Origin of the sequence: Variovorax sp. 3319 (assembly GCF_031456585.1) — a bacterium.
GTDB classification, from domain to species: domain Bacteria; phylum Pseudomonadota; class Gammaproteobacteria; order Burkholderiales; family Burkholderiaceae_C; genus Variovorax; species Variovorax paradoxus_P.
The window spans coordinates 245,981-272,295 of record NZ_JAVDUZ010000004.1; the positions used below are offsets into that span (position 1 = coordinate 245,981).

Here is a 26,315-nt window from a genome sequence, read left to right on the forward strand (position 1 = left end):
GCGGTTGGGCCGGGCTGCCTGCCGGGCACAATCGCCCGATGTCGTTTTTCAAGGATCTGAGCCTTTCCGCCTTCACCGCCGGCTTCGTTGCGGTGCTCGTGGGCTTTACGAGTTCGGTGGCCATCGTGTTCCAGGCCGCGCAGGCTTTCGGTGCCACGCCCGAGATCGCGGCCTCCTGGATGTGGGCCCTGGGCATCGGCATGGGCCTGCCCTCCATCGTGCTGTCGCTCTGGTGGCGCAAGCCGGTGATGATTGCCTGGAGCACGCCGGGCGCGGCCGTGCTCGCCGTGGCGGCTGGCAGCTACGGAATGGGCGAGGCGGTCGGCGCCTTCATTGCCTGCGCCGCGCTGATCGTGCTCGCGGGCGCCACGGGCTGGTTCGAGCGGGTCATGAACAAGATCCCGATGGCGATTGCCTCGGCGCTGCTTGCCGGTGTGCTCGCGCGCTTCGGGCTGGATGCGTTCATTGCCGCCAAGACCGCGTTGCCGCTGGTGCTGCTGATGCTCGGCACCTATCTGGTTGTCAAGCGTTTGCTGCCGCGCTATGCGGTGCCGATCACGCTGCTGGCCGCTATTGCCTTCGTGGCCGCGCGCGGCGAGCTGAGCTGGTCGACGGTGCATTTTTCGCTCACCTGGCCTGTGTTCACCATGCCGGTGTTCAGTTGGCAGGCCATCGTCAGCCTGGCCTTGCCTCTCTTCATCGTCACCATGGCCTCGCAGAACCTGCCGGGCGTGGCAACAATACGGGCGGCGGGCTACGGCGACCTGCCGGTGAGCAAGCTCATCACCATCACCGGACTGACAACGCTGGTGCTGGCACCCTTCGGCGCATTTGCCTTGAACCTGGGCGCCATCAGCGCCGCCATCTGCATGGGCCGCGAGGCGCATGAAGACCCGGCGCGCCGCTACACGGCGGCCGCAAGCTGCGGCGCAATCTACGTGGTGATCGCATTTTTCGGTGCGGCGGTCACCGGGCTGCTCACGGCGTTTCCGAAAGAACTGGTCGCCGCCATTGCCGGACTGGCGCTGCTGGGCACCATTGGCAGCGGGCTCGCAGGCGCGGTGCGCGACGAGCCGCACCGCGAGGCCGCGATCATCACCTTCCTGGTCACGCTCTCGGGCGTGGCCATTCTGGGCATCGGCTCGGCCTTCTGGGGCGTGGTGGCCGGCGCACTGGCATTGGCGGTGCAGCAGGCCGGGCGCACGAAGACAAAGGCCTCCGCCGGCAAGGACATCGCCGCTTCCGGCAACATCGCGCCAGACAGCAGCAACATGGCGGCCACACCCGGCGCCGGAAAGACTCCCTGATGAAAAACATCCTCTTCGTCGCCGATCCGCTCGATCATTTCAAGATCTACAAGGACACTACCTTCTCGATGATGCGCGAGGCCCAGCGGCGCGGCTATCGCATTGCTGCCTGCCTGCCGCAGGACATCCAGTGGAAGTCGGGCGGGCAGGTCACCGCCACGGTGCAGCAGATCACCCTCACCGGAGACGCAAGGGACTGGTACCGCGTCGATATCGGCGAGGCCAAGGCGCTGAAGGACTTCGACGCGGTGCTGATGCGCAAGGACCCGCCTTTCGACGCCGAGTACATCTACGCAACGCACCTGCTCGAGCAGGCCGAGCGCGAAGGTGCGCGCGTGGTGAACAAGCCGCGCGCGCTGCGCGACCACCCCGAGAAGCTCGCGATCATGGAGTTTCCGCAGTTCGTCACGCCCACGCTGGTCACGCGCAGCGCGCAGGCCGTGCGCGACTTCCATGCCGAGCATGGCGACATCATCCTGAAGCCGCTCGACGGCATGGGGGGCATGGGCATCTTCCGCGTGAAGCAGGACGCGCTGAACCTGGGCTCCATCGTCGAGACGCTCAACAAGGACGGCGCCGAAACCATCATGGTGCAGCGCTTCGTGCCCGAGGTTGTGCAGGGCGACAAGCGCATCCTGATCATTGCGGGCGAGCCAGCGCCCTTTGTGCTGGCGCGCATTCCGCAAGGCACCGAGGTGCGCGGCAACCTGGCGGCGGGCGGCAAGGGCGTGGCGCAACCGCTCACACCGCGCAACCGCGAGATCGCCGAGGCCATTGGCCGTGTGCTCGCGCCGCGCGGGCTGCTCCTGATCGGGCTCGACGTGATCGGTGATTCGGTCACCGAGATCAACGTGACCAGCCCGACCTGCTTTCAGGAGATCACCGAGCAGACGGGCTTCGACGTGCCGAAGATGTTCATCGATGCGCTCGAAGCGCACCTTGCCGTACCGCGCTGAGTCCCTCGGGTAGCGCCTCGCGCTGCCGGCGCGTCTGCAGCAGCCGCGCGCGCCGCTTGCGCCACCAGATCACGATGCCCGTGACGGACAGGCCCGCAACCGCCAGCCCCATGAGCGACATCAGGATGCGTCCTGGCAGCCCGAGGATGCGCCCGCCGTGCAGCGGCAATTGCAATTGCGCGAACACGTCGGCTGCAGTGCCGTGCCACGGCCGGTTGCTGCTGATGATGTGGCCGTCGCGGCCGTCCAGGTAGAGGTTGGACAAGCCCATGCCGTCGCTGTCGTCGTGCGAGGCATGGTCGAAGAACGACACGTTGTAGAAGCCGCCGCGCTGGTTGTAGAACACGCCGCCCAGCGGCGTGGTCCAGCCGCGCCGGCGTGCTTCGGCCTCGGCGTCCGCAACGATCTGGCGAAAGCCTATGGTGGGTTCGATGCGCGTGCCCAGTGGCGCAAGCGGCACCAGCGCCGAGGGGCCGGGCGTGGTCTTCGACACCAGCGACAGCATCGGGTGGAAGATCTCCTTGTAGAGGTTCAGCGAGAACGAAGTAAAGGCGATGAGGATGATCAGCGCCCACAGCCAGAGCCCGCCCGCGCGGTGCAGGTCGAAGTTGAGCTTGTAGCCGCCGGCCGCCCAGCGGACGGCCCATGCCGGCTTCCAGCGGCGCCACCATTCGCCTGCGGGGCGGTGCTCGGGGTGCGCGGCCCGGCGCTGGCGACGCGGCGTTGTGAGGTAGAGCGCAACAAAGCTGTCGAGCAGCCACACCAGCGCCACGCCGCCCATGATCCAGTAGCCCAGTCGGTCGGTGCCCCAGACGGCCGGCACATGCAGCGTGTAGTGCAGCTTGCGCAGGAACGGCATCAGCGTCTCGGGCTTGAGCGAGATGGCGGTCGAATCGCGCCGCCCGCGGATCTCGGCCGTGACCGGATCGACGTACACGCGGTTGTAGTCAAGCCGGTAGGGCTTTCCGGTGGCGGGGTCGGTGCGCGGCTGCACGAAGTAGCCGGCCGCATGGCCTTCCTCGAAGCCAAGCGGCATGTACGCGACCCGTGCACGCGGGTCGTGGGCCTCCACCGCGGCAGCCAGGTCGAACGGATCGCGGAACGGGCCGCGCGACGGGGTGTCGTAGAGATCGCTGTTGAGCCAGCCGTCGATCTCGTGGTCCCACGAGATCACTGCGCCGGTCAGGCCCGAGACAATGAGGAACAGTGCAACCGCAAGGCCCGCCCAGCGGTGCACTGTCGTCGCGAAGGCACGCATCTCAGAAGTCGATGGTGCCGCTTACCGCAAAGGTGCGCGGTGCGCCGAGGACCAGGTAGTTGGAGCCCTGCGTGCCGCCCACCGACGCCCAGTACGACTTGTTGAACAGGTTGTCGATGCGCGCGCGCAGCGTGAGTGCGCGGCCGTTGCCCAGGTCGACCAGGTAGCGCGCGCCGATGTCGAAGCGCGTCCAGCCCGGGATCTGCTGCGTGTTGGCGGCGTTGGCGTACTGCTTGGAGGTGTACAGCAGGCGCGCGTTCAGCGACAGGTTGCGCACGCCCGGCACATCCCATTCGGCGCCGATGTTGGCCTGCTGCTTGGCCACGCCGATGGCCGTGCGGCCGTCGGTGGCACCGCCTTGGGTGTTCTTCTGCTTGGCGTCGAGCAGCGTCAGGCCGCCCAGCAGGCGCAGGCCCTTCGTGGGCTGGCCGAATACCGAGAACTCCAGGCCCTGGTTGCGCTGCTTGCCGTACAAGCCGTAGGTCTGGCCCTCGTACTGGTACGTGGGCTGGTCGGTGGTGAAGAACGCCGCGCTTGCACCGACAGTGCCGCCGTCGTACTTGACGCCGACTTCCTTCTGCTTGGCCTGGTACGGCGCAAACACCTCGCCGGCGTTGGTAACCGGGCGGTTGTTCACCGTGCCGGGCGCCACGTTGCCCTTGACCAGCGCTTCGATGTAGTTGGCGTAGGCCGACACGGTCGGCGTGATCTTGAACACGACGCCGGCCACCGGCGTGGTCTTGCTCTTGTCGTAGGTGCTCGACTGCTTGATCGTGTTGTAGGCGAAGCTGGTCTGCTCGATCGTCTGGCGGCGCACGCCGAGCGTGACCAGCAGGCGGTCGTCCATGAAGGACATGGTGTCGGCAATGGCAACGCTCGAGGTGTCGATCTTGTCGGTCAGGCGCGGGTCTTCGAGCGTGTTGCCGGTGAAGTTGTTGGCGACCGGGTAGGGCGACGCGTATGGCGCGTAGATGTTGTTGCGCAGGCTGCCGCGCGAGATCGTGTAGGCGTTGTCGCGGTCGTTGCTGTATGTGGCGGCCGAAGCCACCACCGTGTGCTTCACCGGGCCGGTGGCGAAATTGCCGCGCACGCCGATCTCGGCGGTGCCGATGCGGTCCTTGCGCGTGTTGCTGAAGCGCGTGTTGCTGGTGTTGCCGAATGCATCGGTAAGGGTGGGGTTCGACAGCACGTTGTCTTCGTTGCTGCGGCGCACGCCGCCCGCGGCCCAGGCGGTGATGTTGTCGGTAATGTCGACCTCGCCGCGGAACGTGGCGAACTTGTCCTTCTCCTTCGAGTAGGTCCACGGCTGCGCAAAGTTGGTGCTGGCGTCGGGGGCGCGCGGAATCGGCAGCGTCGACGAGGGCGTGAGGCTCGGGCGGCCGTCCTTCAGGTCGTAGTCCTGGTAGCCGAAGTCGGCCGACAGGCGCACGTTGCGGTTGCGCCAGTCCAGGCCGACGGCGAAGGCGCTGAGCTGCTGGCTCTCTTTGTTGACGCCGGTGCCGCCTTCGCGGCGCACGGCATTCACGCGAACGCCCAGGCTGTCGTCGGGGCCGAAGCGGCGCGCCAGGTCGAGGTTCACGTAGCCCTGGCCGCCGGTCTGCACGCCGAAGCCGACTCGCGTGAGCGGCTCGTTCGGCGCGCGCTTGGGCAGCAGGTTGATCGCGCCGCCAATGCCGCTGCCGCCGGGCGCGGCGCCGTTCAGGAAGGTGTTGGCGCCGCGGAACACTTCCACGCGCTCGAAGAATTCAGAGGCGATGTACTGGCGCGGCAGCATGCCGTAGAGGCCGTTGTAGGCCACGTCGTCCGAGTACACGGGGAAGCCGCGCACCACGTACAGCTCCTGGAAGTTGCCGAAGCCGCGTGCCTGGCGCACCGACGGGTCGTTGAGCAGCACGTCGGCAACGCTCTTGGCCTGCTGGTCCTGGATGAGTTCGTTGGTGTAGTTGGTGCTGGAGAACGGCGTGCTCATCATGTCCTGGTTGCCCAGGATGCCCACGCGCCCGCCGCGGGCCACCTGGCCGCCGGCAAACGGCTTGGTCAGGCCCTCGGCCGAGGCGTCGGCGCTGGCTTCGACGGTAACGGTGCCAAGGGTTCCGGCGGCTTCAACCGGCGCGGCGGTCTGGGCCGAAGCGGCCAGGGCGTGGAGTGCGAGCAGCGTGGCGGCAGCGGTCGGGCGCAGGCTGGGGCGCAGGAAGGGGGAGGAAGAAGACATTGAAAGGCTCGAAAGGGACGCAAATGAGAACCATTATTGTTACCTCGTCGAGCCAGTTTGCCGATACTTTCTCTCAATGTTGCGAAAAAGTGTCAGTAGAAACGCCTCAGTGCCCCAGCCGCTGACCGTCCACGAACACATGCAGCTCGCCCGGCACGAAAGGCGTCCAGCTTTCGTTGCTGGTGAGCGGCGCGGTCACCACCACGGCCACCCGGTCGTTGGGCGTGGTGTGCCGCGCAAAGTCGATCTCGAGGTCTTCGTCCGCGAGCTGCGCGGTGACGAAGGGATGGCGGCGCTCCACGTACCAGAGGTTGGTGGAAGCATGGGCCCAGAGCGCCTGCCCGTTCGACAGCATGAAGTTGAAAGTGCCGTGGCGCGCGAGCTGCGGCGCCAGTTCGCGCAGCGTGAGCGTGAGCTCCTCGATGCTCGGCACGCCCGCATGCGACTTGGCCAGCTCTTGCATCAGCCAGCAGAAGGCGTGCTCGCTGTCGGTATTGCCCACAGGGTGAAAGTTGCCGTGCAGGCGCGGGCGAAAGTCCTTCAGGTCGCCGTTGTGGGCAAATACCCAGTAGCGGCCCCACAGCTCACGCACGAAGGGGTGGCAGTTCTGCAGGTTGATGGCGCCTTGGGTCGCCTTGCGGATGTGCGCAACGACGTTGCGGCTTTGAATGGGGTAGCGCCGGATCAGCTCGGCCACCGGCGATTCGCTCGCGGGCATGTGATCGACGAAATGGCGCAGGCCCCGGTCTTCGAAGAAGGCGATGCCCCAGCCGTCGGCGTGGTGGTCGGTGCGGCCGCCACGCTGGGCAAAGCCCGTAAAGCTGAAGGTCACGTCCGTGGGCGTGTTGCAGTTCATTCCGAGCAGTTGGCACATGGCGCTATTAAAGCGCGAGCGCAGCCGCCGCGGGCGAACCCGCCCAACGCTCAGCGAACGAAGCGGCCTTCGGGCGTGACGCGCACCATTTCGATGAAGCGCGAGCCGGTGGTGGCACCGGTCGAAAAGTCGATGTCCATGCCCGCCAGGCGCAGCTTGAGCGCGCGCAACGTGGCATGCAGGCGGGCGCGGGTCAGGTCGCGTCCGGTGCGCTTGAGCGCCTCGATCATCACCAAGCCGTTCAGGTAGCCCTCGAAGCTGCCGTAGCCCACGGGCACCTGGGCGCGTTCGGCCAGGCGCCGGTAGTCGCGCGTTACCACTTCGACCTCGCCCCACGGATACGGCGTGACCTGCGAAATCGCTAGGCCGCCGGCCTGCAGCGGAACCACCTTGGCCGTGACCTCGCCCGAAACGACCGACATGCCGTAGAACATCGGCTTGCTGCCTGCGGCATACATGGCCTTGATCACTTCGCCCGTTACCGTGCCGGCCAGGTACATCAGCACGGCCTGGGGTTGGCTGTCGGCAAGCGTCTTGCCGGCGGCTGCAGAGGTCGAACCATCGCCCTTTACCGCAACCACCACCGTGGGCGCCTGCTTGTGGGTGGCCATGGCCGTCTCGATCAGCTTGACCGCCTCGAGGCCGCCGGGATTGTCCAGGTGCGCGATGGCGATCCTGCTCACGCCGATGGTCGAGAGGTGCTCCACCAGCGCCTGCGCCTCGCGGGCATTGCTTGCGCGCACGAAGTAAGCCGAGCCCGCCACGCGTTCACGGGCGCTGTCGCCCACGCCGTAGCCGCCCACGCTGGGTGCGCCGCTTTGCTGCAGCAGCTTGGCCGCGGCGGACGTGGTGCCCGAGCCCACGCAGCCGAAGAATGCGAATACGCGGTGGTCGTTCAGCAGCTTGCCGTAGTTCTCGAGCGCCTTCTCGGGCTTCAGCTCGTCGTCCAGCGCCACCAGCTTGATCTTGCGCCCGTTCACGCCGCCTTGTTCGTTGACGGAGTCGAAAGCCAGCGCAGCGCCGTTGTGCACAACCTTGATCTGCGAACCGAGCGGCCCGCTCAGAACGGCCGAGCTCCCAAGCACGATCTCGGTGTCGCTAACGCCCATTTCGGCGGCACTTGCCGACGACATACGGGCCAGGCCCGCAGCCAAAACCGCCGACGAAGCGACAAAACTTCTGCGTTGCATACGGAGCCCATTCCATCAATGTCTAACAATATTAACAATTAGAAACTATGGATGCTTAGGTATTACTTGGGGCTTACCCTTGGGGCTCGGACTGCCGAAGTTGCCACGCCGCGCAGATGGCAATTGCGCACAGCGCGGCCAGCATCAGGAACACCTCGTCGAACGCCGCCAGCCGCGCCGGGCTGGTGGTGGCGTTGGCAAGCGAATCGCCGTGCGCGGCCAGCCGCCACTCGAGCACGATGGCGCACAGGCTCACGCCGGCCGCACCGCCGAGCATGCGCAAGAAGTTGATGGCGCTGGCACCCTGCGGAATGAGCGGCTTGGCCAGCGGCCGCATCGAGCCGAGGTTGAGCGAAGGCAGGATGAAGCCCAGCCCGACGCGCCCGATGATGGCAAACGCCACCAGCAGCCACAGCGCGCTGTCGAGCCTTACCACCACCATCAGCGCAAAAGAGGCCGCCAGCAGCGCCAGGCCGACGCTCACAAGCAGCCACGTCGGCTGCCGGTCGGCCAGCCGGCCCACGCCGGCGATGGTGACGGCCAGCACAATGCCCGCCGGCAGCAGGATGGTGCCGACGTGCGAAGCCGACAGGTGCAGCCCCACTTGCATGTACACCGGCAGCAGGTAGGTGGAGCCGAACAGCGCCGTGCCGTAGATGAAGGCGACCACGCTCCCCATGGCGAACTGCCGGTACTGAAAAAGGCCCAGGTTCATCAGCGGCGTGCCGCCCGAGGCCGCAAACCGGCGCTGCCACCATATGAAGGCCGCAAAGGAAACCATTGCACCGGCCAGCAGCAACGCCGCCTGCAGCGGCGAATCGCCCCGCAATTCGACCAGCCCGTTCAGCAGGCAGAGCGTGCCGGCCGTGCCCAGGGCCAGGCCGCGCCAGTCGAGCCCGCTGCCGCGCGTGGCCGCCACCCCGCCGGGCGCCGTGGTGGGCACGAACTTGTAGGCAAGCCAGAGCGACGCCAGGCAGAACGGCACCACCATGAAGAAGATGGAGCGCCAGCCGAACAGGTCGACCAGCACCCCGCCGATGCTCGGGCCGATGGCCGGCGCCAGCACCACGCCCATGCCGAAGATGCCGCTCGCACGGCCTTGCTCGTGCGGCTCGAAGGCGCGCAGGATGATGATGGCCGGAATGGGCTGCACCACGCCTGCCGCCAGCCCTTCCGCCACGCGCGCCAGCAGCACCAATGAAAAATTGTTGGCCAGCCCGCCCGCCACGCCGCCCGCCAGCAGCAGCGCCATGGTGCCCGCGTAGGTGCGCCTGTAGCCGTAGCGCGACAGCAGCCAGGGTGTGGTGAGCATCGAAACGGTCATGGCCACCATGAAGCCGGAGCTCACCCATTGGGCACGCTCCTGGCCGAGCGAAAAGTGGTGGCTCATGCCCGGAATCGCCACGTTGACGATGGTCGACGACATGATCGACGCCATCACGCCCACCATGACCGAGAGCAGCAGGTACCAGCGGTAGCGCGGACCGTAGCGTTCGCGCATCGTGCCGAGGGTGGGCGGGGCCGGCTGTGCGGCTTCGGGCTGGGAAGTGGGCATCGTGAGGCGGCGGCCCGGCTTCGGTGCGGGTCCGTCGTCCTACAAGCATATCGGTCTTTGCGCGAATGGGCGCCGATGCAACGGTCGCACAATGCACAAGCTGTCCCGCACTGCTCTCGAGAAAACAAAAAACGACATGGCTCCCCAATCCGATCAACCCGCCGTGCAACCTGGCAATCAAGCCGCACAGCCCGGTGACCAAGCGGACACCCAGGCCGCGCCGGCCGCACCCAACCTCGCGGCCGAACTTGCCGCGCCCACCGTCAGCCGCGCCTACCGCTGCCAGTGCGGCCGCCCGGTGTTCCTGCGCAACAGCCAGTGCCTGGCCTGCCACACACCGCTCGGATACGTGATCGAGCGGCTCGGCGTGGTGCCGCTGGCGCCTGTCGAAGAGACGGCCGACAACGCAGCGCAGGCGGAGGGCGAGAACCCCTTGCCCGACACCTTCACCGTCTTCGGCAATCCGGACGGCAAAAGGTACCGCCGCTGCGCCAACCTGATGACGGCCGCCAGCTGCAACTGGATGGTGCCGGCACCGCGCGAGGGCGACGATCCCGCCTTCAGCACCGACGGCCTCGCCCCCGGCTACTGCCTGGCATGCAGCGTCAACCGCACCATTCCCGACCTTTCGGTGGAAAGCAACGGCGAGCTGTGGCGCAAGCTGGAGCACGCGAAGCGCCGCCTCATTTCGCAGCTGCTGGCGCTCGGGCTGCCGGTGGTGAGCCGCCACGCCGATCCGGCGCATGGACTGGCTTTCGACTTTCTCAGCAACATGCCCGGCAGCCCGCACGTGATGACCGGCCACGAGCACGGCGTGATCACCCTCAACGCAGAAGAGGCTGAAGATGCGGTGCGCGAGCGCATCCGCGCAGAGATGCGCGAGCCTTACCGAACGCTGTTGGGGCACTTTCGGCACGAAATCGGCCATTACTACTGGGACCTGCTGGTGCAGCCCACGGCATGGCTCGACGAGTTTCGCGCGCTCTTCGGCGACGAGCGTGCCGACTACACCGCCGCACTGCAGCGGCACTACGAGCAAGGCCCGCCGCCCGACTGGTCGATTCACTTCGTCAGCAGCTACGCCAGCATGCATCCGTGGGAAGACTGGGCCGAAACCTGGGCCCACTACCTGCACATGGCCGACACCACCGACACGGCGATGAGCTTCGGCGTGGACGCCACCAACGTCGAGCTTGCAAGCGACCTGTTCACGCTCGAAGACCTGTGGCGGCCGGAACACCCCGGCGCCGCCAAGTTCCTGGATTTTCTGAATGGCTGGGTGCTGCTCACCAACGTGCTGAACGAACTGTCGCGCAGCATGGGCCAGCCCGACTACTACCCCTTCGTGCTGCCGCGTGCGGCAGTGGGCAAGCTGCAGTTCATCCACTGCGTGGTGACCGAGCAGCGCGACCGCCCTTCGTCCACGGCGGCCGCACCGACAGTGCCGATGCCGGGGGATTCGCAGCCCCCGGCGCCGGCGGAAGAACCGGTGAACGAGCCCGCGAACGGGCCGGAACCCGAACAGTCACAGACGCAGGTGCAAAGCCAGCAACAGAACGCGGCGCAGTTCTAAAACGGGGGGAAAAGCTAGGAGCCGGCAGGCGCGTTTGCGGCGCAGCGCGCACAAATGCAGGCCTTGCCGCGCATCTGCTGCGGCACCGCCGCCAACGGCGCATTGCGAAAGTCCGTCGCCATGCACCAGCAGGGCGGTTGCGGCTCTCCGGTTTCGCGCGCCACTTCCATCGCACAGCGATTCTGCTCACCGCAAAGCGGACAGCGCGTGGCATCGATCGTGTCTGGAAGAGCAGGCGTCATGGCCATCAGGCGAGCTCGAAAGCCGGCAGCTTCTTTGCCACCGCCACATTCCGGAGCGTTGCGTATACCGGCAAGCCATTGCGATAGGCGGGGTAGTCCTCGCCCTCGATCAGCGGCAGCAGGTAAAGCCGGCACTTGTCTGTAATGCCGTAGCCGTCGTCCGAAATGAAGTCGCGCGGCATCGGCTTTTCGACGTTTGCAACCGCCTCGAGCGGCGCACTGCCGATGCGGTACGTGTACGGCGCATCGGAGGTGCGTTCGATCGTCGGCATGACGGCGTTGTGGCCCTCCAGGGCGAGTTCGACTGCGCGCTGCCCCAGCTCGTAAGCCTGCCGCACGTCGGTGGCCGAGGCAATGTGCCGCGCCGCACGTTGCAGGTAGTCGGCCACCGCCCAGTGGAACTTGTGGCCCAGCGCGTCCTTGACCATTTGCGCCACCACCGGTGCGGCGCCACCCAGCTGCGCATGGCCGAAAGCATCGCGCGTGCCTTGCTCCGCGAGGAAGCTGCCGTCAGGGTAGTGGCAGCCTTCGGACACCACCACCGAGCAGTAGCCGTGCTGCTTTACCAGTTCGTCCACGCGTGCCAGGAATCGAGCCTTGTCGAACTCGATCTCGGGGAACAGCACCACCACCGGAATGCCGTGGTCCGCCGCCAGCCCGCCAGCCGCCGCAATCCAGCCCGCGTGCCGCCCCATCACTTCGAGCACGAACACCTTGGTGGAGGTGGCCGCCATCGAACGCACGTCGAACGAGGCTTCGAGCGTGGACACCGCAACATACTTGGCCACCGAGCCGAAGCCCGGGCAGCAGTCGGTCAGCGGCAGGTCGTTGTCGATGGTCTTGGGCACGTGAATGGCCTGCAGCGGATAGCCGAGCGACTGCGACAGCTGGCTCACCTTGAAGCAGGTGTCGGCCGAATCGCCGCCGCCGTTGTAGAAGAAGTAGCCGATGCCGTGCGCCTTGAAAACCTCGATGAGCCTCTCGTACTCGCGCCGGTTCTTTTCGAGCGACTTGAGCTTGTAGCGGCACGAACCGAATGCGCCCGAAGGCGTGGAACGCAGCGCCGCAATCGCCTCGTCCGGCTCGGCGCCGGTGTCGATGAGCTCTTCGGTCAGCGCGCCGATGATGCCGTTGCGCCCGGCGTAGAGCTTGCCGATGCGGTCCGGGTGTTTTCGTGCCGTCTCGATCACGCCGCAGGCCGACGCATTGATGACCGAGGTGACGCCGCCCGACTGGGCGTAGAAGGCGTTGAGGATGGGCATGCGGCCATTCTCCCGCAGCCCTTCCCCGGGCGCCAGTGGCGCCGTTTCAGCGCCCGCCCAGGCCCATCGAACGCGTGATCACTTCCTTCATGATCTCGTTGGTGCCACCGTAGATGCGCTGCACCCGCGCGTCGGCGTACGCGCGGGTAATCGGGTACTCCCACATGAAGCCGTAGCCGCCATGCAGCTGCACGCACTCGTCCATCACCTTGCATTGCAGGTCGGTGGTCCAGTACTTGGCCATGCTGGCGGTGGCGGTATCGAGCTTTTCGGCCATCAGCAGCTCGATGCATTTGTCGACGAAAACCTGCGCCACCTGCACCTCGGTCTGCAGCTCGGCGAGGGTGTATCGCGTGTTCTGGTAGTTGCCCACGGGCTGGCCGAACACCTTGCGGTCTTTAACGTAAGCCACGGTCTGGTCGATGGCCGCCTGCGATGCGGCCACCGCGCTGATCGCAATTTGCAGCCGCTCCCACGGCAACTGCTCCATCAGGCAGACGAAACCGCGGTTCAGCTGCGCCGCATCGCCGAGCAGCGCGCTGGCGGGCAAGCGCACATCGTCGAAGAACAGCTCCGACGTGTCCTGCGCCTTGAGGCCAAGTTTCTTGAGCCGCTTGCCTTTCTCGAAGCCCGCCATGCCGCGCTCGACCAGGAACAGGCTGGTGCCCTTCGCTCCCGCGGCCGGGTCGGTCTTGGCCACCACGATCACCAGGTCGGCATGCCAGCCGTTGGTAATGAAGGTCTTGCTGCCGTTGAGCAGGTAGCTGCCGTCGGCCTGCCGGATGGCGCTGGTCTTTACAGCCTGCAAGTCGCTGCCCGCGCCGGGCTCGCTCATGGCAATGGCACCGACCATTTCGCCGCTCGCGAGCCTGGGCAGGTAATGCTGCTTCTGTGCCTGCGTGCCGTAGCGCAGGATGTACGGCGCCACGATCTCGCTGTGCAGCCCGAAGCCTATGCCCGTAAAGCCGCGCGCCCAGAGCTCTTCGAACTGGATCACCGAATAGAGCAGGTCGGCACCTGCGCCGCCGTATTCGTCGGGCAGCGCCATGCAGAGAAAGCCGTTTTCGCCAGCCTTGGGCCACACGGCGCGGTCCACGTAGCCTTGTTCTTCCCACGCGTCGTGGAAGGGTGCGATCTCCTTGTCCATGAAGCGGCGGAAGCTGTCGCGAAAAGCTTCGTGGTCGGCGCTGAAAAGCGTGCGTTCGATCATGGCTGCCTCAGCGCCCCGGGAAGGTTGGCGGGCGCTTCTGCAGGAAGGCGCTCACGCCTTCGCGGAAGGTGGGGCGGTCGATCAGCTCGCGCTGTCGTTCGCTTTCGTAGTGCAGTTGTTCGGCCAGCGTGTGGCGCTCGGCGGCCTCGAAGGCTTCGCGCGCCTCCATGACCGCGTGGGCGGGCAGGCGGGCGAGGCGCTGCGCAATCGCGCGCGCTTCCTCGAGCAGCTGTTCATCGTCGGCGCAAGCCCAGATCAGCCCCCACTGCACCGCGCGGCCGGCGCTCAGGCGCTCGTCGAGCAGCGCCATGCCCATGGCGCGCGCCCTGCCGGCCCGCCGTGGAATGGCCCAGGTGCAGCCCAGGTCGGGCACGATGCCGAGCTTGGGCAAGAAGGGCAGGTAGAAGTAGGCGCTGCGTGCCGCAATCGTCACATCGGCCGCCAGCGCCAGCCCGACACCTGCGCCTGCAGCGGCGCCATTGACCGCAGCCACGACCGGCACGGGCAGCGTGCGCAGCGTTTCGATCAGCGGGTTGCTGAGCGACTGCATCCATTCGGCTGTCTGGTCGCCAAGCGACTTGCCTTCCTCGCCGGGCGTCATGGCGCTCAGGTCGGCGCCCACGCAAAAGGCCTTGCCCGCGCCGGTCAGGATCACGGCGCGCACCTCCCGGTCGCCGCGAATTCGCTCCAGCGTGTCGCGCAGTTCGACCTGCAGGTCGCGTGCAATCGGATTCAGCTTGGCCGGCAGGTTCAGCGTGAGCGTGGCGACGCCGTCGGCGAGCTCATAGAGCACGTAAGGCTGCTGTGAGGTCATCAGAGCCTTTCCACGATGGTGACGTTGGCCATGCCACCGCCTTCGCACATCGTCTGCAACCCGTAGCGCTTGCCACGCCGGCCGAGCGCATGAATCAGCGTGGTCATGAGCTTGGTGCCCGAGGCGCCCAGCGGATGGCCGAGCGCAATCGCGCCGCCGTTCACATTGAGCCGCGCCGGATCGGCGTCGAGCGCCTGCAGCCAGGCGATGGGGATGGGCGCGAAGGCTTCGTTCACTTCGTAGAGGTCGATGTCCTCCATGCGCATGCCGGCCTTTTGCAGCGCGCGCTGCGTGGCGGGCAAGGGTGCCTCCAGCATGATCACCGGGTCGTGTCCCATCACGCTCATGTGGTGAATGCGCGCGAGCGGCTTTGCGCCCAGCGCCTTCAGGCCGCGTTCGTTCACCACCAGCACGCCGCTCGCGCCGTCGCAGATCTGGCTTGCGGTGGCCGCGGTGCAGCGGCCGCCTTCGGCAATCAGCTTCACGCCCGCAATGCCCTCCAGCGTGGCATCGAAGCGGATGCCTTCATCCACCGTGTGGCTTTCGCCGCTGCGCGCGCCGTCGGCCAGCAGGATCTCGATGGGCACCATTTCGTCGTGAAAGGCGCCTTCGCGGCTTGCCGCTATCGCGCGGCGATGGCTTTCGAGCGCGTAGCGGTCGAGCTCTTCCTTGTCGATGCCGTAGTTCTTGGCAATCATCTCGGCGCCGGTGAACTGGCTGAACTCCACGCCGGGGTAGCGCTGCTTCATTGCCGGGCTCATGTAGGTGCCGAGACCCGCCTTGGCGGGCAGCGCGTTGGGCGTGAACATCGGCACGCGCGTCATGCTTTCGACGCCGCCCGCAATCACGGCGTCCATGCTGCCCGACATCACAGCCTGCGCCGCGAAATGCAGCGCCTGCTGCGACGAGCCGCATTGCCGGTCGATGGACGTGCCCGGCACCGATTCGGGCAGCCGGGACGCCAGCACCGCGTTGCGCGCAACGTTGGTCGCCTGCTCGCCCACCTGGCTCACGCAGCCAAGAATCACGTCTTCGACCGCCGCCGGGTCGATGCCGCTCCTGGCCACCAGCGCGTCGATCACCTGCGCCGCGAGGTCCGCCGGATGCCAGCCCGCCAGCCTGCCGCCGCGCTTTCCGCCGGCCGTGCGTGCCGCGGCCACGATGTATGCCTCTGCCATGTTCATGTTCCTTGTGAAAAGAAAGCAGCGCGGATCGCGCGCCCAACGCAAAAAAGCCGCCCGTCACAACGGCGGCGTTCAATGCTTGGAAAGTCCATGGCATCGAGGTTCGATGCCGGGCGTGCTCAGGTCAAGCCGGGGACAACCCGAGAGAAGGCAGTCGCCAAGGCGACCGGCGGCTCGCCCGCCCTCGCAAAGGCATGGCGGCCGGCTGCGCGTCGGAGATGGTGATGCACGAAGACTCCAGCGCCGAAACCAGCACGCGCCGGTGGTCGCTGCCTTCGAACCGCTCGCCCGGCGCGAGCACGATGTCGCGCGGATCGTGGTCGAGCGTCACCCAGACCGAGCCGCTGCGGCATTCGATGCCCACGCCGGCGCCGTCGGGAACGGCAAAGATGGAACGGGTCGGCAGGCTGACATGAAAGCGCGAGGAAAGATGTTGGGTGCTCATGGCAAGCTCCATTGCATTCGTGATACGAATGAATATAGTGAGTCGACCTTCCTCTTACACGCGGTGATTCGGAACTCGTTGCATGCTTCCAGAGAATGCGAAGACCCATGACGCCTTTCGTGGCGAGCTTCCGCCGCTGGAACTGCTGCGCAGTTTCGAGGCTGCGGCGCGGCGGCTGAGCTTCACGCTGGCGGCGGGCGAGCTGCACCTCACGCAGTCCGCCGTCAGCCGGCAGATCCAGCAGCTGGAGGCGAGCCTGGGCGTACTGCTGTTCGAGCGCCGGCACCGCGCGCTGGCGCTTACCGAAGCGGGCGGCGTGATGCAGCGCGCCGTCAACGACAGCTTGGAGCGCCTGCGCGACGCCACGGCGCGGGTGCGCGTCAACTCGGCGCCGCGGCAGGTGGCAATCACCAGCACGCCCGGCTTCGCATCGCTTTGGCTCATTCCTAAACTGGCACGCTTTACCAGCAGCCATCCGCAGGTGGATGTGCGCGTGTCGGCCACGCTCGAGGTGCTCGACCTGGAGAGCAGCCGCATCGATCTTGCGGTGCGCTTCGTGCCGATTGGCCGCGGCATCGGCCCGGCACTGTTCGAGGAGTCGGTGATCCCGCTGTGCTCGCCGCAGGTTGCCGCTTCGCTGCGCGAGCCGTCGGACTTTTCGAAGCTCACGTTGCTGACGGTGGAATACCCCGACCACAGCGAAGCCCCCACTGCCGATTGGGAACCATGGCTCAAGGTGATGGGGCTCGACGAGCTGCGCATGAAGAGCACGCTGCGCTTCACGCAATACGCCGATGCGGTGGCCGCGGCGGTTGCGGGGCAGGGCGTGGTGATAGGCCGGCTTCCGCTGCTGCGCGAACTGGTGCGTGACGGCCGGCTGGTGGCGCCGCTCGGCGAGGGCGCGGCCTCGCATCGCGGCTACTTCATCGAAACCTCGCGGCGCGCCGCGGGCAACCGCGACGCGCAGGAGTTTGCGCAGTGGCTGCGCGAAGAAGCAGAGGCGGCGCAGCGCACCTGAAGAGGCGCGCCGCGAAAGGATCAGCCTGGCAGCAGCACCTTGTCGACCACGTGGATCACGCCGTTCGACTGGTACACATTGGCTATGGTCACCGTCGCGGTTCCGCCGGTGGCGTCGCTCACGACCACGTTGCTGCCACTCATGGTCGCGGTGAGCGTGCCGCCGCTCGCGGTCTTCAGCATGGCCTTGCCGCCGCCCGCCTTGATGGCGCTCATGAGCGCCGCGCCATCCATCTTGCCCGGCACCACGTGGTACGTCAGCACCTTGGTGAGCGTGGGCTTGTTCTCTGCCTTCAGCAGCGTATCGACGGTGCCTGCCGGCAGCGCCGCAAAGGCCGCGTTCGTCGGCGCGAACACGGTGAACGGGCCCGGGCTCTTGAGCGTACCCACCAGGTCTGCGGCCTTTACCGCGGCGACCAGCGTGGTGTGGTCCTTCGAATTCACGGCGTTGTCGACGATGTCCTTCGTCGGGTACATCGCGGCACCGCCCACCATGGGGTTCGATGCAGTGGCGCCGCTGCCGCTCATGCCCATGCCGCCTGCGCAAGCGCCAAGCAGGACCGAAACGCCGATTGCGATCACGAGTTTTTTCATTGAGGACTCCTGGGAAGAATGTTCTTGAAGACAGCTGTGGAAACCGCCGGCAGCTCGGAGGCGCGATGCGCTCGACACCTATACGTGCCGTGTGCGCATTTGGATTCGCGTGGGCTTTGCGCCACATGGGCGCACGCCGCACTTGCGCGCTGCATGCGTGCTCGCCAGAATCCGCCTTCCTTTTTCAGCAACAGTTTTTTATTCGCGCCCGGCGACGACCAACCTCCCGGGCGGCAACCCACTCAATGAACCGTTTCCTGAACACCTGACCCGCACACCGACCGCCCCGGCCGGATGTGCATCCATGCATCCGCCGAGGCCCATCGACAAGGGCCCCGCGCAGCCATTCGCCGGGGCTTTTTTGTTTTTGGAGTGTGCGCACATGAGTGCTCAACGAAAGGCCCGCGACGACGAGAAACGTCTGGGCCGGTTTTATTTTTCGGTGCCGGGCGCGGCGCCTCGCAACCCCGTGCTGGCTGCCATTGCGCGAGGTGAGGCGAATCAGAAGGCGGGCCGCCACCTGCGCACGCATCGCGCGGAGCGGCGCGCGCAGAAGGTCGCATTGCAGAAGGCTGCGCGCAGCCTTGGGCGCGAAGACTGATGCGCCGAAGGGATCAGCGCGCCCGGGAGGCGTGGGCCGCTTGGGACACCTGGGGCGCCTGGGACGCCTGGGATAGGGCGGTCGAAGTCTCGAACAGCGTGCTTGCCGGCCTCGTTTCAGGCAGCACGTAGATCACCGCCTTCGCGGTGCCGAACGAGGGCTTCACGTACGTGTCGTAAAAAGCCGCCGGCACGTTGATGCAGCCATAGGAGATGCGGTTGTCCGCCGCAGTTGGCGTGGCCAGGCGTTCGAGGCGGCGCTCGGCCTTGTTGGTCGCGCGAACCTGGTGCATCGAGACGGCCGCGTCGTAGTCGACCCAGACGATGTCCTCGCCTGAAAGGTTGCGGCCCGGCTCGCTGACGAAGCGGCCCGCGGGCGTGGTGCGCTCGTCCTCGCGAATGTCGGCCATCGGGCGCTCGCCGATGCCCGGTACCGAGTGGTCGCCCTTTGCAAGGCCCAGCAGAATGGGCGAAGACGCCCGCCGCTTGCCGTCCGCACTGAAGATGTGGACCACGGCGGACTTCTTGTCGACGATCGCGAATGGCGTGCCCCGGTTGTCTCCGGTGGTGCGCACCCATCCGGCAACGCTTTCAGCGTCGCGTGAAACCGCCGGCGACGAAAGCGCCGGCGGTGCCACGCTCAGCAATGAAGCGAGCGCGGCAATGGCAATGCCGCAAGAGAGGCCGCGAGCGCGGCCCTCAGTGCCGGTCAGCATCGCGCGTTCAGTTGCGGTCGGCACGTGCCACGCGGGTCGTGCGCTGCGTATTGCCTTGGGCGCTCATGTCCTGGCTGGTGCTGGGCGACGTTGTCGCCTGGTTCGCGGTGGTGCTGCCGGTCGAGCCCGACATCGTGCCTTGATTGGTGGCGGGCGTGCCGGTGGTGCCCATCGGCGTGTTTTGCTGCGTCTGCTGGCCGGCGGCGGTGGCTGGATTCGGCGAACTGGTGTTCGGCGGATTGCCCTGTGCAATGGCAAAACCAGCGGCGCTGGTCAGGGCAATGGCGGCCATGGTCATCTTGATCGAACGGGTCATGTGTATCTCCTTGGATGGAATGAGTGAATCGATCGCTCGATGGAGCAACCGATGCTCAAGCTAGCCTTGGCACACGCCCGTGCGGTCGGTGGGCCGCGCGGTCAACTGTAGGACGACGGGCGTCTCAGGCGCCCGCCTTCACCTTCAGGCGCCAAGCGTGCAGCAGCGGCTCGGTGTAGCCGCTCGGCTGCTCGATACCCTTGAACACCAGGTCTTGCGCGGCCTTGTAGGCGGCCGAGGTCGCGAAGTTGCCGGCCATCGGCTGGTACACCGGGTCGCCCGCGTTCTGCTCGTCGACCACCTTGGCCATGCGCTGGAAGGCTTCGTCGACTTGCGCCTTGGTCACCACGCCGTGCAGCAGCCAGTTGGCGATGTGCTGGCTAGAGATGCGCAGCGTGGCGCGGTCTTCCATCAGGCCCACGTTGTGGATGTCGGGCACCTTGGAGCAGCCCACGCCCTGGTCGATCCAGCGCACCACGTAGCCGAGGATGCCCTGCACGTTGTTGTCGATTTCCTGCTGCTTCTCGGCATCGGTCCACTTGGCTGCGGGCGCAATGGGCACTTGCAGCAGCGCGTTCAGGATGTTGTCGCGTTCGGCGTCGGCATCGATCTTTTCAAGCTCTTGCTGCACCGCCGTGACGCTCACCTGGTGGTAGTGCAGCGCATGCAGCGTGGCGGCGGTGGGCGAGGGCACCCAGGCGGTGTTGGCACCGGCCTTGGGGTGCGCAATTTTCTGCTCGAGCATGGCGGCCATCAGGTCGGGCATGGCCCACATGCCCTTGCCGATCTGCGCCTTCCCGCGCAGGCCGCACGAGAGGCCGACCAGCACGTTGTTCTTTTCGTAGGCGCCGATCCACGCGCTCGACTTCATGTCGCCCTTGCGGATCATCGGGCCGCCGTGCATGGCGGTGTGCATTTCGTCGCCGGTGCGGTCGAGGAAGCCGGTGTTGATGAAGGCCACGCGAGCGGCGGCCTCGGCAATGCAGGCCTTGAGGTTGACGCTGGTGCGGCGCTCTTCGTCCATGATGCCCAGCTTCACGGTGTTGGCGGGCAGGCCGAGCAGTTGCTCGACGCGGCCGAACAGCTCGCTCGCAAAGGCCACCTCGGCCGGGCCGTGCATCTTGGGCTTGACGATGTAGATGCTGCCGGTGCGCGAGTTGCCCTTGCGCTTGAGGTCGATCATGGCGATGGTGGTGGTGACCACGGCATCGAGAATGCCTTCGGGGATTTCCTTGCCGTCCGCGTACAGCACGGCGGGGTTGGTCATCAGGTGGCCCACGTTGCGCAAGAACATGAGCGAGCGGCCATGCAGCTTCACGGGCTTGCCGTTGGCGCCGGTGTATTCGCGGTCGGGGTTGAGGCCGCGCGTGAAGGTCTTGCCGCCCTTGGCCACTTCTTCGGTGAGCGTGCCCTGCACGATGCCGAGCCAGTTTGCATACGCGAGCACCTTGTCGGCCGCATCGACCACGGCCACCGAATCTTCGAGATCGAGAATGGTCGAGAGCGCGGCCTCGAGCACCAGGTCGCTCACGCCGGCCGGATCGGTCTTGCCGATGGGCGTGCTGCGGTCGATGCGGATGTCCAGGTGAATGCCGTTGTGCTTGAGCAGCACCGACGAGGGCGAGGCCGCATCGCCCTGGTAGCCCACGAAGGCGGCGGGGTCGCGCAGGGTGGTGCTGCTGCTTTGCAGCGCAATGTGCAGCTGGCCGTCCTTCACGCTGTAGCCGGTCGCCATCTTGTGCGAACCGTTTTCGAGCGGCGCGGCCTGGTCGAGCACGTTGCGCGCAAATTCGATGACCTTGGCGCCGCGCACGGGGTTGTAGCCCTTGCCCTTTTCGGCGCCACCGGTTTCGGGAATGGCGTCGGTGCCGTAGAGCGCGTCGTACAGCGAACCCCAGCGCGCATTGGCGGCGTTGAGCGCGTAGCGCGCGTTCAGGATGGGCACCACCAGCTGCGGGCCGGCCTGCAGCGCGAGCTCGGAGTCGACATTGGCCGTGGTGGCCTTGGCGCCCTTGGGCTGCGGCAGCAGGTAGCCGATTTTTTCGAGGAATGCACGGTACGCCGGCATGTCGGCAATCGGGCCGGGGTTCTTCTTGTGCCAGGCGTCGAGCTCGGTTTGCAGGCGGTCGCGCTCGGCCAGGAGCGCAATGTTCTTCGGGGCGAGATCGCTCACGATGGCGTCGAAGCCCTTCCAGAAAACGTCGCTGGCCACACCGCTGGCGGGCAAGACCTTTTCTTCGATGAAGCGGTGCAACTCGGTCGCGACCTGGAGTCCGTGGGCGGTGGTGCGGGCGGTCATGTTTTTCTCCTGGAGAACGATTCAATGTGGGCGGAACACGGGGCGGTGTCTGTCAGCACAGCGCTGCGCCGATGTTCCATGCAAGGACTTTATTCGATACTTTGCTGGCCTGTAAGAGCCGAAAGCGTGATTTATCAGTGACAAAAATGAGGGTAATCGCAGGCCCTCGACCGCAGATCAGCCGCGTTTTCAGATCATTCCGCTGAGTTGGCGGGCCGCGGCGCATACCGGTTCTATATGGCGCGCGTCGTAGCGGTGCGCGGGCATGGTCAGCGTCACGGCCGCGGCCAGGCGGCCATCGGCATGGAACACCGGCGCAGAAATACCCGCCAGCTCGGCCGTGCGGTCGCCCACCAGCGCACAGTAGCCCTGCGCGCGGATGGTGTCGTACAGCTTGCGTTCCTTGGCGGCGCGCGGAAGCTCGGCTTCGGGGCCGAAGGCAATCAGCACGCGCGCACCCGCGCCGCGGTTGGCCGGCAGCAGGTCGCCCGCGCGCACGTGGTCGCGCACCACATGCGATGAATCGACGCGGAACTGGCACAGCCGCACCCAGTTGTCGCCCTGGCCCTGCCGCACGTGGTACGCCGCGCTTTCGCCCGTGGCCGCGGCCAGCGTACGCAGCACCGGCAGCACGATGCGGTCCAGCCAGAGCGACGCCGCATAGAGGCCGTGCAAACGCGCGATCTCGGCGCCGAGCGCGTAGCGCCCGTCGTCTTGGCGGCGGATCAGCCGCGCATGTTCGAGCGAAGCCAACAGGCGCAGCACGGTGCTTTTATAGAGCTGCGTGCGCTCTGCAAACTGCGCGAGCGACAACGCCTCGTCGCCCGGCTTGAAGGCCGAGAGCAGGCTCAGCGCGCGGTCGACCGCCGCGGCGCCGCCGGGAGCGGCGTTCAGGTCGGAAACCGATTCGGTCTGGGCTTTGCGGGGCATGGCGTCAACTTGACAGTGGAAGGCGAACGGCGGTCTAATTCTGTTTAATGGAATTTAGTTCTGCAGGATAGAACTGTCAAGCGAGGTCTGCCAGTGGCGAGGCGATCGCTCCAAGGAGACAAGAGCCCATGACACCCCCCGATGTTCTGATCAGCGAGGTCGGCCCGCGCGACGGCCTGCAATCGGTCAAGGCCACCATGCCAACCGCCGACAAGCTGCGCTGGATCGACGCGCTCTACGCCGCAGGCGTGCGCGAGATCGAAGTGGCCTCGTTCGTGCCCGCAAGGCTGCTGCCGCAGATGGCCGATGCGGCGGACGTGGTGCGCCATGCCGCCACGCTGCCGGGCCTTGTTGTGATGGCGCTGGTGCCCAACCGCAAGGGCGCGCAGGCCGCGCTCGAAGCAGGCGCGCACAAGCTCACCATGCCCGTGTCTGCCAGCGTGGCGCACTCGCTTGCCAACGTGCGCAAGACGCCGGGCGAAATGGTCGACGAAGTGCGTGCCATTTCCGAGCTGCGCCGCGCCACCGCGCCCGGCGTGTTGCTCGAAGTCGGCATTTCCACCGCCTTCGGCTGCACGCTGCAGGGGCTGGTACCTGAAGACGACGTGATCCGCCTGGCTGCGCAGTGCATAGAGGCGGGCGCCGAGGAGGCCGGCCTTTCGGACACCGTGGGCTACGCCAATCCGGCGCAGGTACGCCGGCTTTTCAAACGGCTGCGCGCAGAACTCGGCGAACACGCCGGTGCGGCGCACATGCACAACACACGGGGCCTGGGCATTGCGAACTGCCTTGCGGCGTGGGACGTGGGGGTGCGCACTTTCGATGCTTCGCTCGGCGGACTCGGCGGTTGCCCCTATGCGCCGGGTGCCTCCGGCAATGCCGTGACGGAAGACCTCGTCTTCATGTTCGAGGCGATGGGCGTTCGCACCGGCATCGACATCGAAAAACTCATTGCGGCCCGCGCGCCGCTCATGGCCGGCTTGCCGGGCGAACCGGTCTACGGCATGACGCCCGAAGCCGGACTGCCCAAGGGCTTTGTCCGCGGCCCAGTACAGGAAACCAACGCACATGCCTGAATCCAATCCGCTTCCGTACGCCGGCATTCGCGTCGTCGAGTTCACCCACATGGTGATGGGCCCCACGTGCGGCCTGCTGCTGGCCGACCTGGGTGCCGAAGTCATCAAGGTCGAGCCCATCGAAGGCGACAGCACGCGCCGCCTGCTCGGCTCGGGCTCCGGCTTCTTTCCGACCTTCAACCGCAACAAGAAGAGCATTGCGCTCGACCTGAAGACGCCCGAGGGCGTGGAGGCCGCGCTGCGCCTCGTTGCCACCGCCGACATCGTGAGCGAGAACTTCAAGCCCGGCACCATGAAGAAGCTGGGCCTCGACTACGACAGCCTGAAGCAGCTCAACCCGCGCCTCATCTACGTGAGCCACAAGGGCTTTCTGCCGGGGCCGTACGACCATCGCACCGCACTCGACGAGGTGGTGCAGATGATGGGCGGCCTGGCCTACATGACCGGCCGCGCCGGCGACCCGCTGCGCGCGGGCACCAGCGTGAACGACATCATGGGCGGCATGTTCGGCGCCATCGGTGCCATGGCTGCGCTGCGCCAGCGCGAGCTCACCGGCAAAGGCTGCGAGGTGCAGTCTGCGCTGTTCGAGAACAACGTGTTCCTGGTTGCGCAACACATGATGCAGTTTGCCGCCACCGGCAAGGCAGCCGACCCGATGCCCAGCCGCATTTCGGCGTGGGCGGTGTACGACGTGTTCACCGTGAAAAACGGCGAACAAATCTTTCTAGCGGCCGTGAGCGACAAGCAATGGGCGATTTTCTGCAACGCCTTCGGGCTGGAAGAAATGCTGGCCGACCCGCGCCTGAAGACCAACAACGACCGCGTGCTGGCGCGCGAGTGGATGATGCCCATCCTGCGCTCGCACCTGGCCGGCTACAGCGCGGCCGAACTCAGCGCGGTGTTCGAGCAGAACGAGCTGCCCTTCGCGCCCATCACCAAGCCGCAGGAGCTGTTCGACGACCCGCACCTGAACGCCACCGGCGGCCTTGCGCCGGTGCGCATGAACGACGGCCACATGGCCAAGGTGCCGCTGATGCCCTTCACGCTCGACGGCGAGCGCCCCGGCATTCGCCTGCAGCCGCCAAGCATCGGCGAGCACACGGGCGAGCTGCTGAAGGAGGTGGGCTACAGCGATGAAGAGATTGCCGCATTCGAGGCGCGCCGGGCCGGCGCTCCCGGTTGAGCGCAAGGAGAGACCCGGAGCGGGAAACCCGGGATATATAGTTCGGGCGCCATGGACCGCCTGAAGCAACTCGAATCCTTCGTCTCGGTGGCGACCCGCGGCGGCCTCACGGCCGCAGCCAAGGCCGAGGGCGTGGCGCCCGCCATCATGGGGCGGCGCCTCGATGCACTGGAGGCCAGGCTTGGCGTGAAGCTGCTGGTGCGCACCACGCGGCGCATCACGCTCACGCACGAAGGCAGTGCCTTTCTCGAGGACTGCCAGCGCCTGCTCACGGAGTTCGCCAATGCCGAGGCCAGCGTGAGCGCCGGCGGCATCAAGGCCAGCGGGCACCTGCGCGTTACCGCGCCAGCGGGCTTTGGCCGTCGCCATGTGGCACCGCTGGTGCCGCGCTTTCATGCAATGCACCCTGAAGTCACCATCTCGCTCAATCTCAGCGACCGCGTGGTCGACGTGCGCGGCGAGAGCTTCGACTGCGCGGTGCGCGTGGGCGACATGCCCGATTCGTCGCTGGTCAGCGTGCGGCTGGCCGACAACCGGCGCCGCTGCGTCGCCACGCCCGAGTTCGTGCGCCGCCACGGCATGCCCAAGCACCCGGGCGAGCTGTCGCGCTTTGCCTGCCTCACGCTGTCGAGCGACGCCTCGCAAACGCGCGGCTGGGCATTCCGCCTGCCGGCAGAAGGCGGTGAGGGCGGCGAAGAATTGATCTACCTGCGGCCGGAGGGCCCGCTCGATTGTTCCGACGGCCAGGTGCTGCACGACTGGTGCCTGGCCGGTCACGGCATTGCCTGGCGCAGCACGTGGGAGGTAGAGGCCGAGATCGACGCGGGCCTGCTGGTGCCCCTGCTCGACGACTTTGCGGCCCCGCCCAACGGCATCTACGCGGTGTTCACGGGCACCAAGCACCTGCCGCTGCGGGTGCGGCTGTGGCTTGATTTCCTCAAGGAGCAGTACGGACGCCCCGAATTCTGGGGCGGAAGGGCTTAAAGCCGCTTCGGCAACGGCACAATGCGCAAGCATTTGCAACTCCATTGAAGAAGAAAGCCATTCGATGACCCTCGAAGCCATCCTTGCCTACCTGCACTTGCTTGCCATCCTTACGATGGTCGTCTTCATTTCGAGCGAAGCGGCGCTGTGCCGCGTGCAGTGGCTCAATGCCGCCGTGGTCGAGCGGCTCGCCAAGGTCGACATGGTCTACGGCATTGCCGCCATTGCGGTGCTCGCCACCGGCATTGCCCGCACCGTGTGGGGCGTGAAGGGCACGGCCTGGTACTGGACCAACCCGCTCCTGCACGTGAAGCTCGGCTTGTTCATCATCATCGGCGTGCTGTCGATCTTTCCGACGCTCACCTACTTTCGCTGGCGCAAGGCGCTGCGCGCCAACGGCACCCTTCCGGCCGAAGACGATGTGAAAAAAACGCGCAAGCTGGTCATGGTTCAGGCCCACCTGATTGCGGTGATTCCGTTGGTGGCCGTGTTCCTCGCACGCGGTTTCGGCAAGTAGG

General features: G+C 66.6%; 25 protein-coding genes. 9 read left to right on the top strand and 16 right to left on the bottom strand.

Annotated elements, in window-relative coordinates:
- The first annotated feature begins 38 nt into the window (after nucleotides 1–38).
- Nucleotides 39–1,307, top strand: coding sequence for a benzoate/H(+) symporter BenE family transporter (locus tag J2X67_RS10680; protein WP_309952874.1), 1,269 nt, complete (start codon nucleotides 39–41; stop codon nucleotides 1,305–1,307).
- Nucleotides 1,307–2,263 (top strand): glutathione synthase, encoded by a 957-nt coding sequence (gene gshB / locus J2X67_RS10685; RefSeq protein WP_309952877.1) that lies wholly within the window; start codon nucleotides 1,307–1,309, stop codon nucleotides 2,261–2,263. The genes J2X67_RS10680 and gshB overlap by 1 nt, the downstream gene beginning before the upstream one ends.
- On the opposite strand, the gene J2X67_RS10690 is transcribed toward gshB, so the two are convergent.
- The 5 genes from J2X67_RS10690 to J2X67_RS10710 form a co-directional block, all read right to left on the bottom strand.
- On the bottom strand, nucleotides 2,223–3,521 hold the full coding sequence (locus J2X67_RS10690) for a PepSY-associated TM helix domain-containing protein (RefSeq protein ID WP_309952879.1): 1,299 nt from the start codon (nucleotides 3,519–3,521) through the stop codon (nucleotides 2,223–2,225). The genes gshB and J2X67_RS10690 overlap by 41 nt on opposite strands.
- Nucleotide 3,522: 1 nt before the next feature.
- Nucleotides 3,523–5,733, bottom strand: a complete 2,211-nt coding sequence (locus tag J2X67_RS10695) for a TonB-dependent receptor (RefSeq protein ID WP_309952880.1) — start codon at nucleotides 5,731–5,733, stop codon at nucleotides 3,523–3,525.
- Nucleotides 5,734–5,839: 106 nt separating this feature from the next.
- Entirely contained in the window at nucleotides 5,840–6,607 is a 768-nt protein-coding gene (locus J2X67_RS10700; protein ID WP_309952881.1) for a class II glutamine amidotransferase, read from the bottom strand.
- A 50-nt stretch (nucleotides 6,608–6,657) separates the two neighbouring features.
- Complete coding sequence (locus J2X67_RS10705) at nucleotides 6,658–7,797, bottom strand: ABC transporter substrate-binding protein (protein ID WP_309952883.1); 1,140 nt, start codon at nucleotides 7,795–7,797, stop codon at nucleotides 6,658–6,660.
- 73 nt (nucleotides 7,798–7,870) lie between these two features.
- Nucleotides 7,871–9,352 carry an MFS transporter gene (locus J2X67_RS10710; protein ID WP_309952885.1) on the bottom strand — a complete coding sequence of 494 codons (1,482 nt, stop codon included), beginning with the start codon at nucleotides 9,350–9,352 and terminating at the stop codon, nucleotides 7,871–7,873.
- A gap of 136 nt (nucleotides 9,353–9,488) precedes the next feature.
- Here J2X67_RS10710 and J2X67_RS10715 point away from each other — a divergent pair, with 136 nt between their 5' ends.
- Nucleotides 9,489–10,925 (top strand): putative zinc-binding metallopeptidase, encoded by a 1,437-nt coding sequence (locus J2X67_RS10715; RefSeq protein ID WP_309952888.1) that lies wholly within the window; start codon nucleotides 9,489–9,491, stop codon nucleotides 10,923–10,925.
- A 14-nt stretch (nucleotides 10,926–10,939) separates the two neighbouring features.
- On the opposite strand, the gene J2X67_RS10720 is transcribed toward J2X67_RS10715, so the two are convergent.
- From J2X67_RS10720 to J2X67_RS10745, 6 genes are all read right to left on the bottom strand, one after another.
- On the bottom strand, nucleotides 10,940–11,173 hold the full coding sequence (locus tag J2X67_RS10720) for a cysteine-rich CWC family protein (RefSeq protein WP_309952889.1): 234 nt from the start codon (nucleotides 11,171–11,173) through the stop codon (nucleotides 10,940–10,942).
- The gene (locus tag J2X67_RS10725) at nucleotides 11,173–12,429 is read right to left on the bottom strand and encodes a 6-phosphofructokinase (protein WP_309952890.1); all 1,257 of its coding nucleotides are present in this window, start codon (nucleotides 12,427–12,429) and stop codon (nucleotides 11,173–11,175) included. Before J2X67_RS10725 ends, J2X67_RS10720 begins: the two co-directional genes overlap by 1 nt.
- Nucleotides 12,430–12,475: 46 nt before the next feature.
- Complete coding sequence (locus J2X67_RS10730) at nucleotides 12,476–13,639, bottom strand: acyl-CoA dehydrogenase family protein (protein WP_309952891.1); 1,164 nt, start codon at nucleotides 13,637–13,639, stop codon at nucleotides 12,476–12,478.
- A 7-nt stretch (nucleotides 13,640–13,646) separates the two neighbouring features.
- Nucleotides 13,647–14,453 (bottom strand): enoyl-CoA hydratase-related protein, encoded by an 807-nt coding sequence (locus J2X67_RS10735; RefSeq protein ID WP_309952892.1) that lies wholly within the window; start codon nucleotides 14,451–14,453, stop codon nucleotides 13,647–13,649.
- Nucleotides 14,453–15,631 carry an acetyl-CoA C-acetyltransferase gene (locus tag J2X67_RS10740; protein WP_309952893.1) on the bottom strand — a complete coding sequence of 393 codons (1,179 nt, stop codon included), beginning with the start codon at nucleotides 15,629–15,631 and terminating at the stop codon, nucleotides 14,453–14,455. The genes J2X67_RS10735 and J2X67_RS10740 overlap by 1 nt, the downstream gene beginning before the upstream one ends.
- Nucleotides 15,632–15,761: 130 nt before the next feature.
- The gene (locus J2X67_RS10745; RefSeq protein WP_309952896.1) at nucleotides 15,762–16,082 is read right to left on the bottom strand and encodes a DUF2917 domain-containing protein; all 321 of its coding nucleotides are present in this window, start codon (nucleotides 16,080–16,082) and stop codon (nucleotides 15,762–15,764) included.
- A gap of 82 nt (nucleotides 16,083–16,164) precedes the next feature.
- Here J2X67_RS10745 and J2X67_RS10750 point away from each other — a divergent pair, with 82 nt between their 5' ends.
- On the top strand, nucleotides 16,165–17,100 hold the full coding sequence (locus tag J2X67_RS10750; RefSeq protein WP_309952898.1) for a LysR substrate-binding domain-containing protein: 936 nt from the start codon (nucleotides 16,165–16,167) through the stop codon (nucleotides 17,098–17,100).
- Between the two features lie 20 nt (nucleotides 17,101–17,120).
- Here the strand turns inward: J2X67_RS10750 and J2X67_RS10755 are convergent, their stop codons facing one another.
- Nucleotides 17,121–17,693 carry a fasciclin domain-containing protein gene (locus J2X67_RS10755; protein WP_409050482.1) on the bottom strand — a complete coding sequence of 191 codons (573 nt, stop codon included), beginning with the start codon at nucleotides 17,691–17,693 and terminating at the stop codon, nucleotides 17,121–17,123.
- 382 nt (nucleotides 17,694–18,075) lie between these two features.
- On the opposite strand from J2X67_RS10755, the gene J2X67_RS10760 reads away from it, so the two are divergent.
- Nucleotides 18,076–18,294: a hypothetical protein gene (locus J2X67_RS10760; protein WP_309952900.1), complete on the top strand. Its 219-nt coding sequence runs from the start codon at nucleotides 18,076–18,078 to the stop codon at nucleotides 18,292–18,294.
- Between the two features lie 13 nt (nucleotides 18,295–18,307).
- On the opposite strand, the gene J2X67_RS10765 is transcribed toward J2X67_RS10760, so the two are convergent.
- The 4 genes from J2X67_RS10765 to J2X67_RS10780 form a co-directional block, all read right to left on the bottom strand.
- Entirely contained in the window at nucleotides 18,308–19,009 is a 702-nt protein-coding gene (locus J2X67_RS10765) for a L,D-transpeptidase (RefSeq protein ID WP_309952901.1), read from the bottom strand.
- A gap of 7 nt (nucleotides 19,010–19,016) precedes the next feature.
- On the bottom strand, nucleotides 19,017–19,325 hold the full coding sequence (locus J2X67_RS10770) for a proteophosphoglycan ppg4 (protein ID WP_309952903.1): 309 nt from the start codon (nucleotides 19,323–19,325) through the stop codon (nucleotides 19,017–19,019).
- 124 nt (nucleotides 19,326–19,449) lie between these two features.
- Entirely contained in the window at nucleotides 19,450–21,624 is a 2,175-nt protein-coding gene (locus J2X67_RS10775; RefSeq protein ID WP_309952905.1) for a malate synthase G, read from the bottom strand.
- Between the two features lie 189 nt (nucleotides 21,625–21,813).
- Complete coding sequence (locus J2X67_RS10780) at nucleotides 21,814–22,554, bottom strand: IclR family transcriptional regulator (protein ID WP_309952908.1); 741 nt, start codon at nucleotides 22,552–22,554, stop codon at nucleotides 21,814–21,816.
- 128 nt (nucleotides 22,555–22,682) lie between these two features.
- Between J2X67_RS10780 and J2X67_RS10785 the strand changes: the two genes are divergently transcribed.
- From J2X67_RS10785 to J2X67_RS10800, 4 genes are all read left to right on the top strand, one after another.
- Nucleotides 22,683–23,630, top strand: coding sequence for a hydroxymethylglutaryl-CoA lyase (locus J2X67_RS10785; protein WP_309952910.1), 948 nt, complete (start codon nucleotides 22,683–22,685; stop codon nucleotides 23,628–23,630).
- Nucleotides 23,623–24,813, top strand: a complete 1,191-nt coding sequence (locus J2X67_RS10790) for a CaiB/BaiF CoA-transferase family protein (protein ID WP_309952911.1) — start codon at nucleotides 23,623–23,625, stop codon at nucleotides 24,811–24,813. Before J2X67_RS10785 ends, J2X67_RS10790 begins: the two co-directional genes overlap by 8 nt.
- A gap of 51 nt (nucleotides 24,814–24,864) precedes the next feature.
- Nucleotides 24,865–25,797, top strand: coding sequence for a LysR family transcriptional regulator (locus tag J2X67_RS10795; RefSeq protein ID WP_309952912.1), 933 nt, complete (start codon nucleotides 24,865–24,867; stop codon nucleotides 25,795–25,797).
- Nucleotides 25,798–25,861: 64 nt separating this feature from the next.
- Nucleotides 25,862–26,314: a DUF2214 family protein gene (locus tag J2X67_RS10800; protein ID WP_309952913.1), complete on the top strand. Its 453-nt coding sequence runs from the start codon at nucleotides 25,862–25,864 to the stop codon at nucleotides 26,312–26,314.
- Nucleotide 26,315: the final 1 nt, after the last annotated feature.

Bases quoted from the DNA above. Each gene is read 5' to 3' on its own strand.
- J2X67_RS10680 (WP_309952874.1), top strand. From the start codon at position 39: ATGTCGTTTTTCAAGGATCTGAGCCTTTCCGCCTTCACCGCCGGCTTC.
- gshB (WP_309952877.1), top strand. From the start codon at position 1,307: ATGAAAAACATCCTCTTCGTCGCCGATCCGCTCGATCATTTCAAGATC.
- J2X67_RS10690 (WP_309952879.1), bottom strand. From the start codon at position 3,521: ATGCGTGCCTTCGCGACGACAGTGCACCGCTGGGCGGGCCTTGCGGTT.
- J2X67_RS10695 (WP_309952880.1), bottom strand. From the start codon at position 5,733: ATGTCTTCTTCCTCCCCCTTCCTGCGCCCCAGCCTGCGCCCGACCGCT.
- J2X67_RS10700 (WP_309952881.1), bottom strand. From the start codon at position 6,607: ATGTGCCAACTGCTCGGAATGAACTGCAACACGCCCACGGACGTGACC.
- J2X67_RS10705 (WP_309952883.1), bottom strand. From the start codon at position 7,797: ATGCAACGCAGAAGTTTTGTCGCTTCGTCGGCGGTTTTGGCTGCGGGC.
- J2X67_RS10710 (WP_309952885.1), bottom strand. From the start codon at position 9,352: ATGCCCACTTCCCAGCCCGAAGCCGCACAGCCGGCCCCGCCCACCCTC.
- J2X67_RS10715 (WP_309952888.1), top strand. From the start codon at position 9,489: ATGGCTCCCCAATCCGATCAACCCGCCGTGCAACCTGGCAATCAAGCC.
- J2X67_RS10720 (WP_309952889.1), bottom strand. From the start codon at position 11,173: ATGGCCATGACGCCTGCTCTTCCAGACACGATCGATGCCACGCGCTGT.
- J2X67_RS10725 (WP_309952890.1), bottom strand. From the start codon at position 12,429: ATGCCCATCCTCAACGCCTTCTACGCCCAGTCGGGCGGCGTCACCTCG.
- J2X67_RS10730 (WP_309952891.1), bottom strand. From the start codon at position 13,639: ATGATCGAACGCACGCTTTTCAGCGCCGACCACGAAGCTTTTCGCGAC.
- J2X67_RS10735 (WP_309952892.1), bottom strand. From the start codon at position 14,453: ATGACCTCACAGCAGCCTTACGTGCTCTATGAGCTCGCCGACGGCGTC.
- J2X67_RS10740 (WP_309952893.1), bottom strand. From the start codon at position 15,631: ATGGCAGAGGCATACATCGTGGCCGCGGCACGCACGGCCGGCGGAAAG.
- J2X67_RS10745 (WP_309952896.1), bottom strand. From the start codon at position 16,082: ATGAGCACCCAACATCTTTCCTCGCGCTTTCATGTCAGCCTGCCGACC.
- J2X67_RS10750 (WP_309952898.1), top strand. From the start codon at position 16,165: ATGCTTCCAGAGAATGCGAAGACCCATGACGCCTTTCGTGGCGAGCTT.
- J2X67_RS10755 (WP_409050482.1), bottom strand. From the start codon at position 17,693: ATGAAAAAACTCGTGATCGCAATCGGCGTTTCGGTCCTGCTTGGCGCT.
- J2X67_RS10760 (WP_309952900.1), top strand. From the start codon at position 18,076: ATGAGTGCTCAACGAAAGGCCCGCGACGACGAGAAACGTCTGGGCCGG.
- J2X67_RS10765 (WP_309952901.1), bottom strand. From the start codon at position 19,009: ATGCTGACCGGCACTGAGGGCCGCGCTCGCGGCCTCTCTTGCGGCATT.
- J2X67_RS10770 (WP_309952903.1), bottom strand. From the start codon at position 19,325: ATGACCCGTTCGATCAAGATGACCATGGCCGCCATTGCCCTGACCAGC.
- J2X67_RS10775 (WP_309952905.1), bottom strand. From the start codon at position 21,624: ATGACCGCCCGCACCACCGCCCACGGACTCCAGGTCGCGACCGAGTTG.
- J2X67_RS10780 (WP_309952908.1), bottom strand. From the start codon at position 22,554: ATGCCCCGCAAAGCCCAGACCGAATCGGTTTCCGACCTGAACGCCGCT.
- J2X67_RS10785 (WP_309952910.1), top strand. From the start codon at position 22,683: ATGACACCCCCCGATGTTCTGATCAGCGAGGTCGGCCCGCGCGACGGC.
- J2X67_RS10790 (WP_309952911.1), top strand. From the start codon at position 23,623: ATGCCTGAATCCAATCCGCTTCCGTACGCCGGCATTCGCGTCGTCGAG.
- J2X67_RS10795 (WP_309952912.1), top strand. From the start codon at position 24,865: ATGGACCGCCTGAAGCAACTCGAATCCTTCGTCTCGGTGGCGACCCGC.
- J2X67_RS10800 (WP_309952913.1), top strand. From the start codon at position 25,862: ATGACCCTCGAAGCCATCCTTGCCTACCTGCACTTGCTTGCCATCCTT.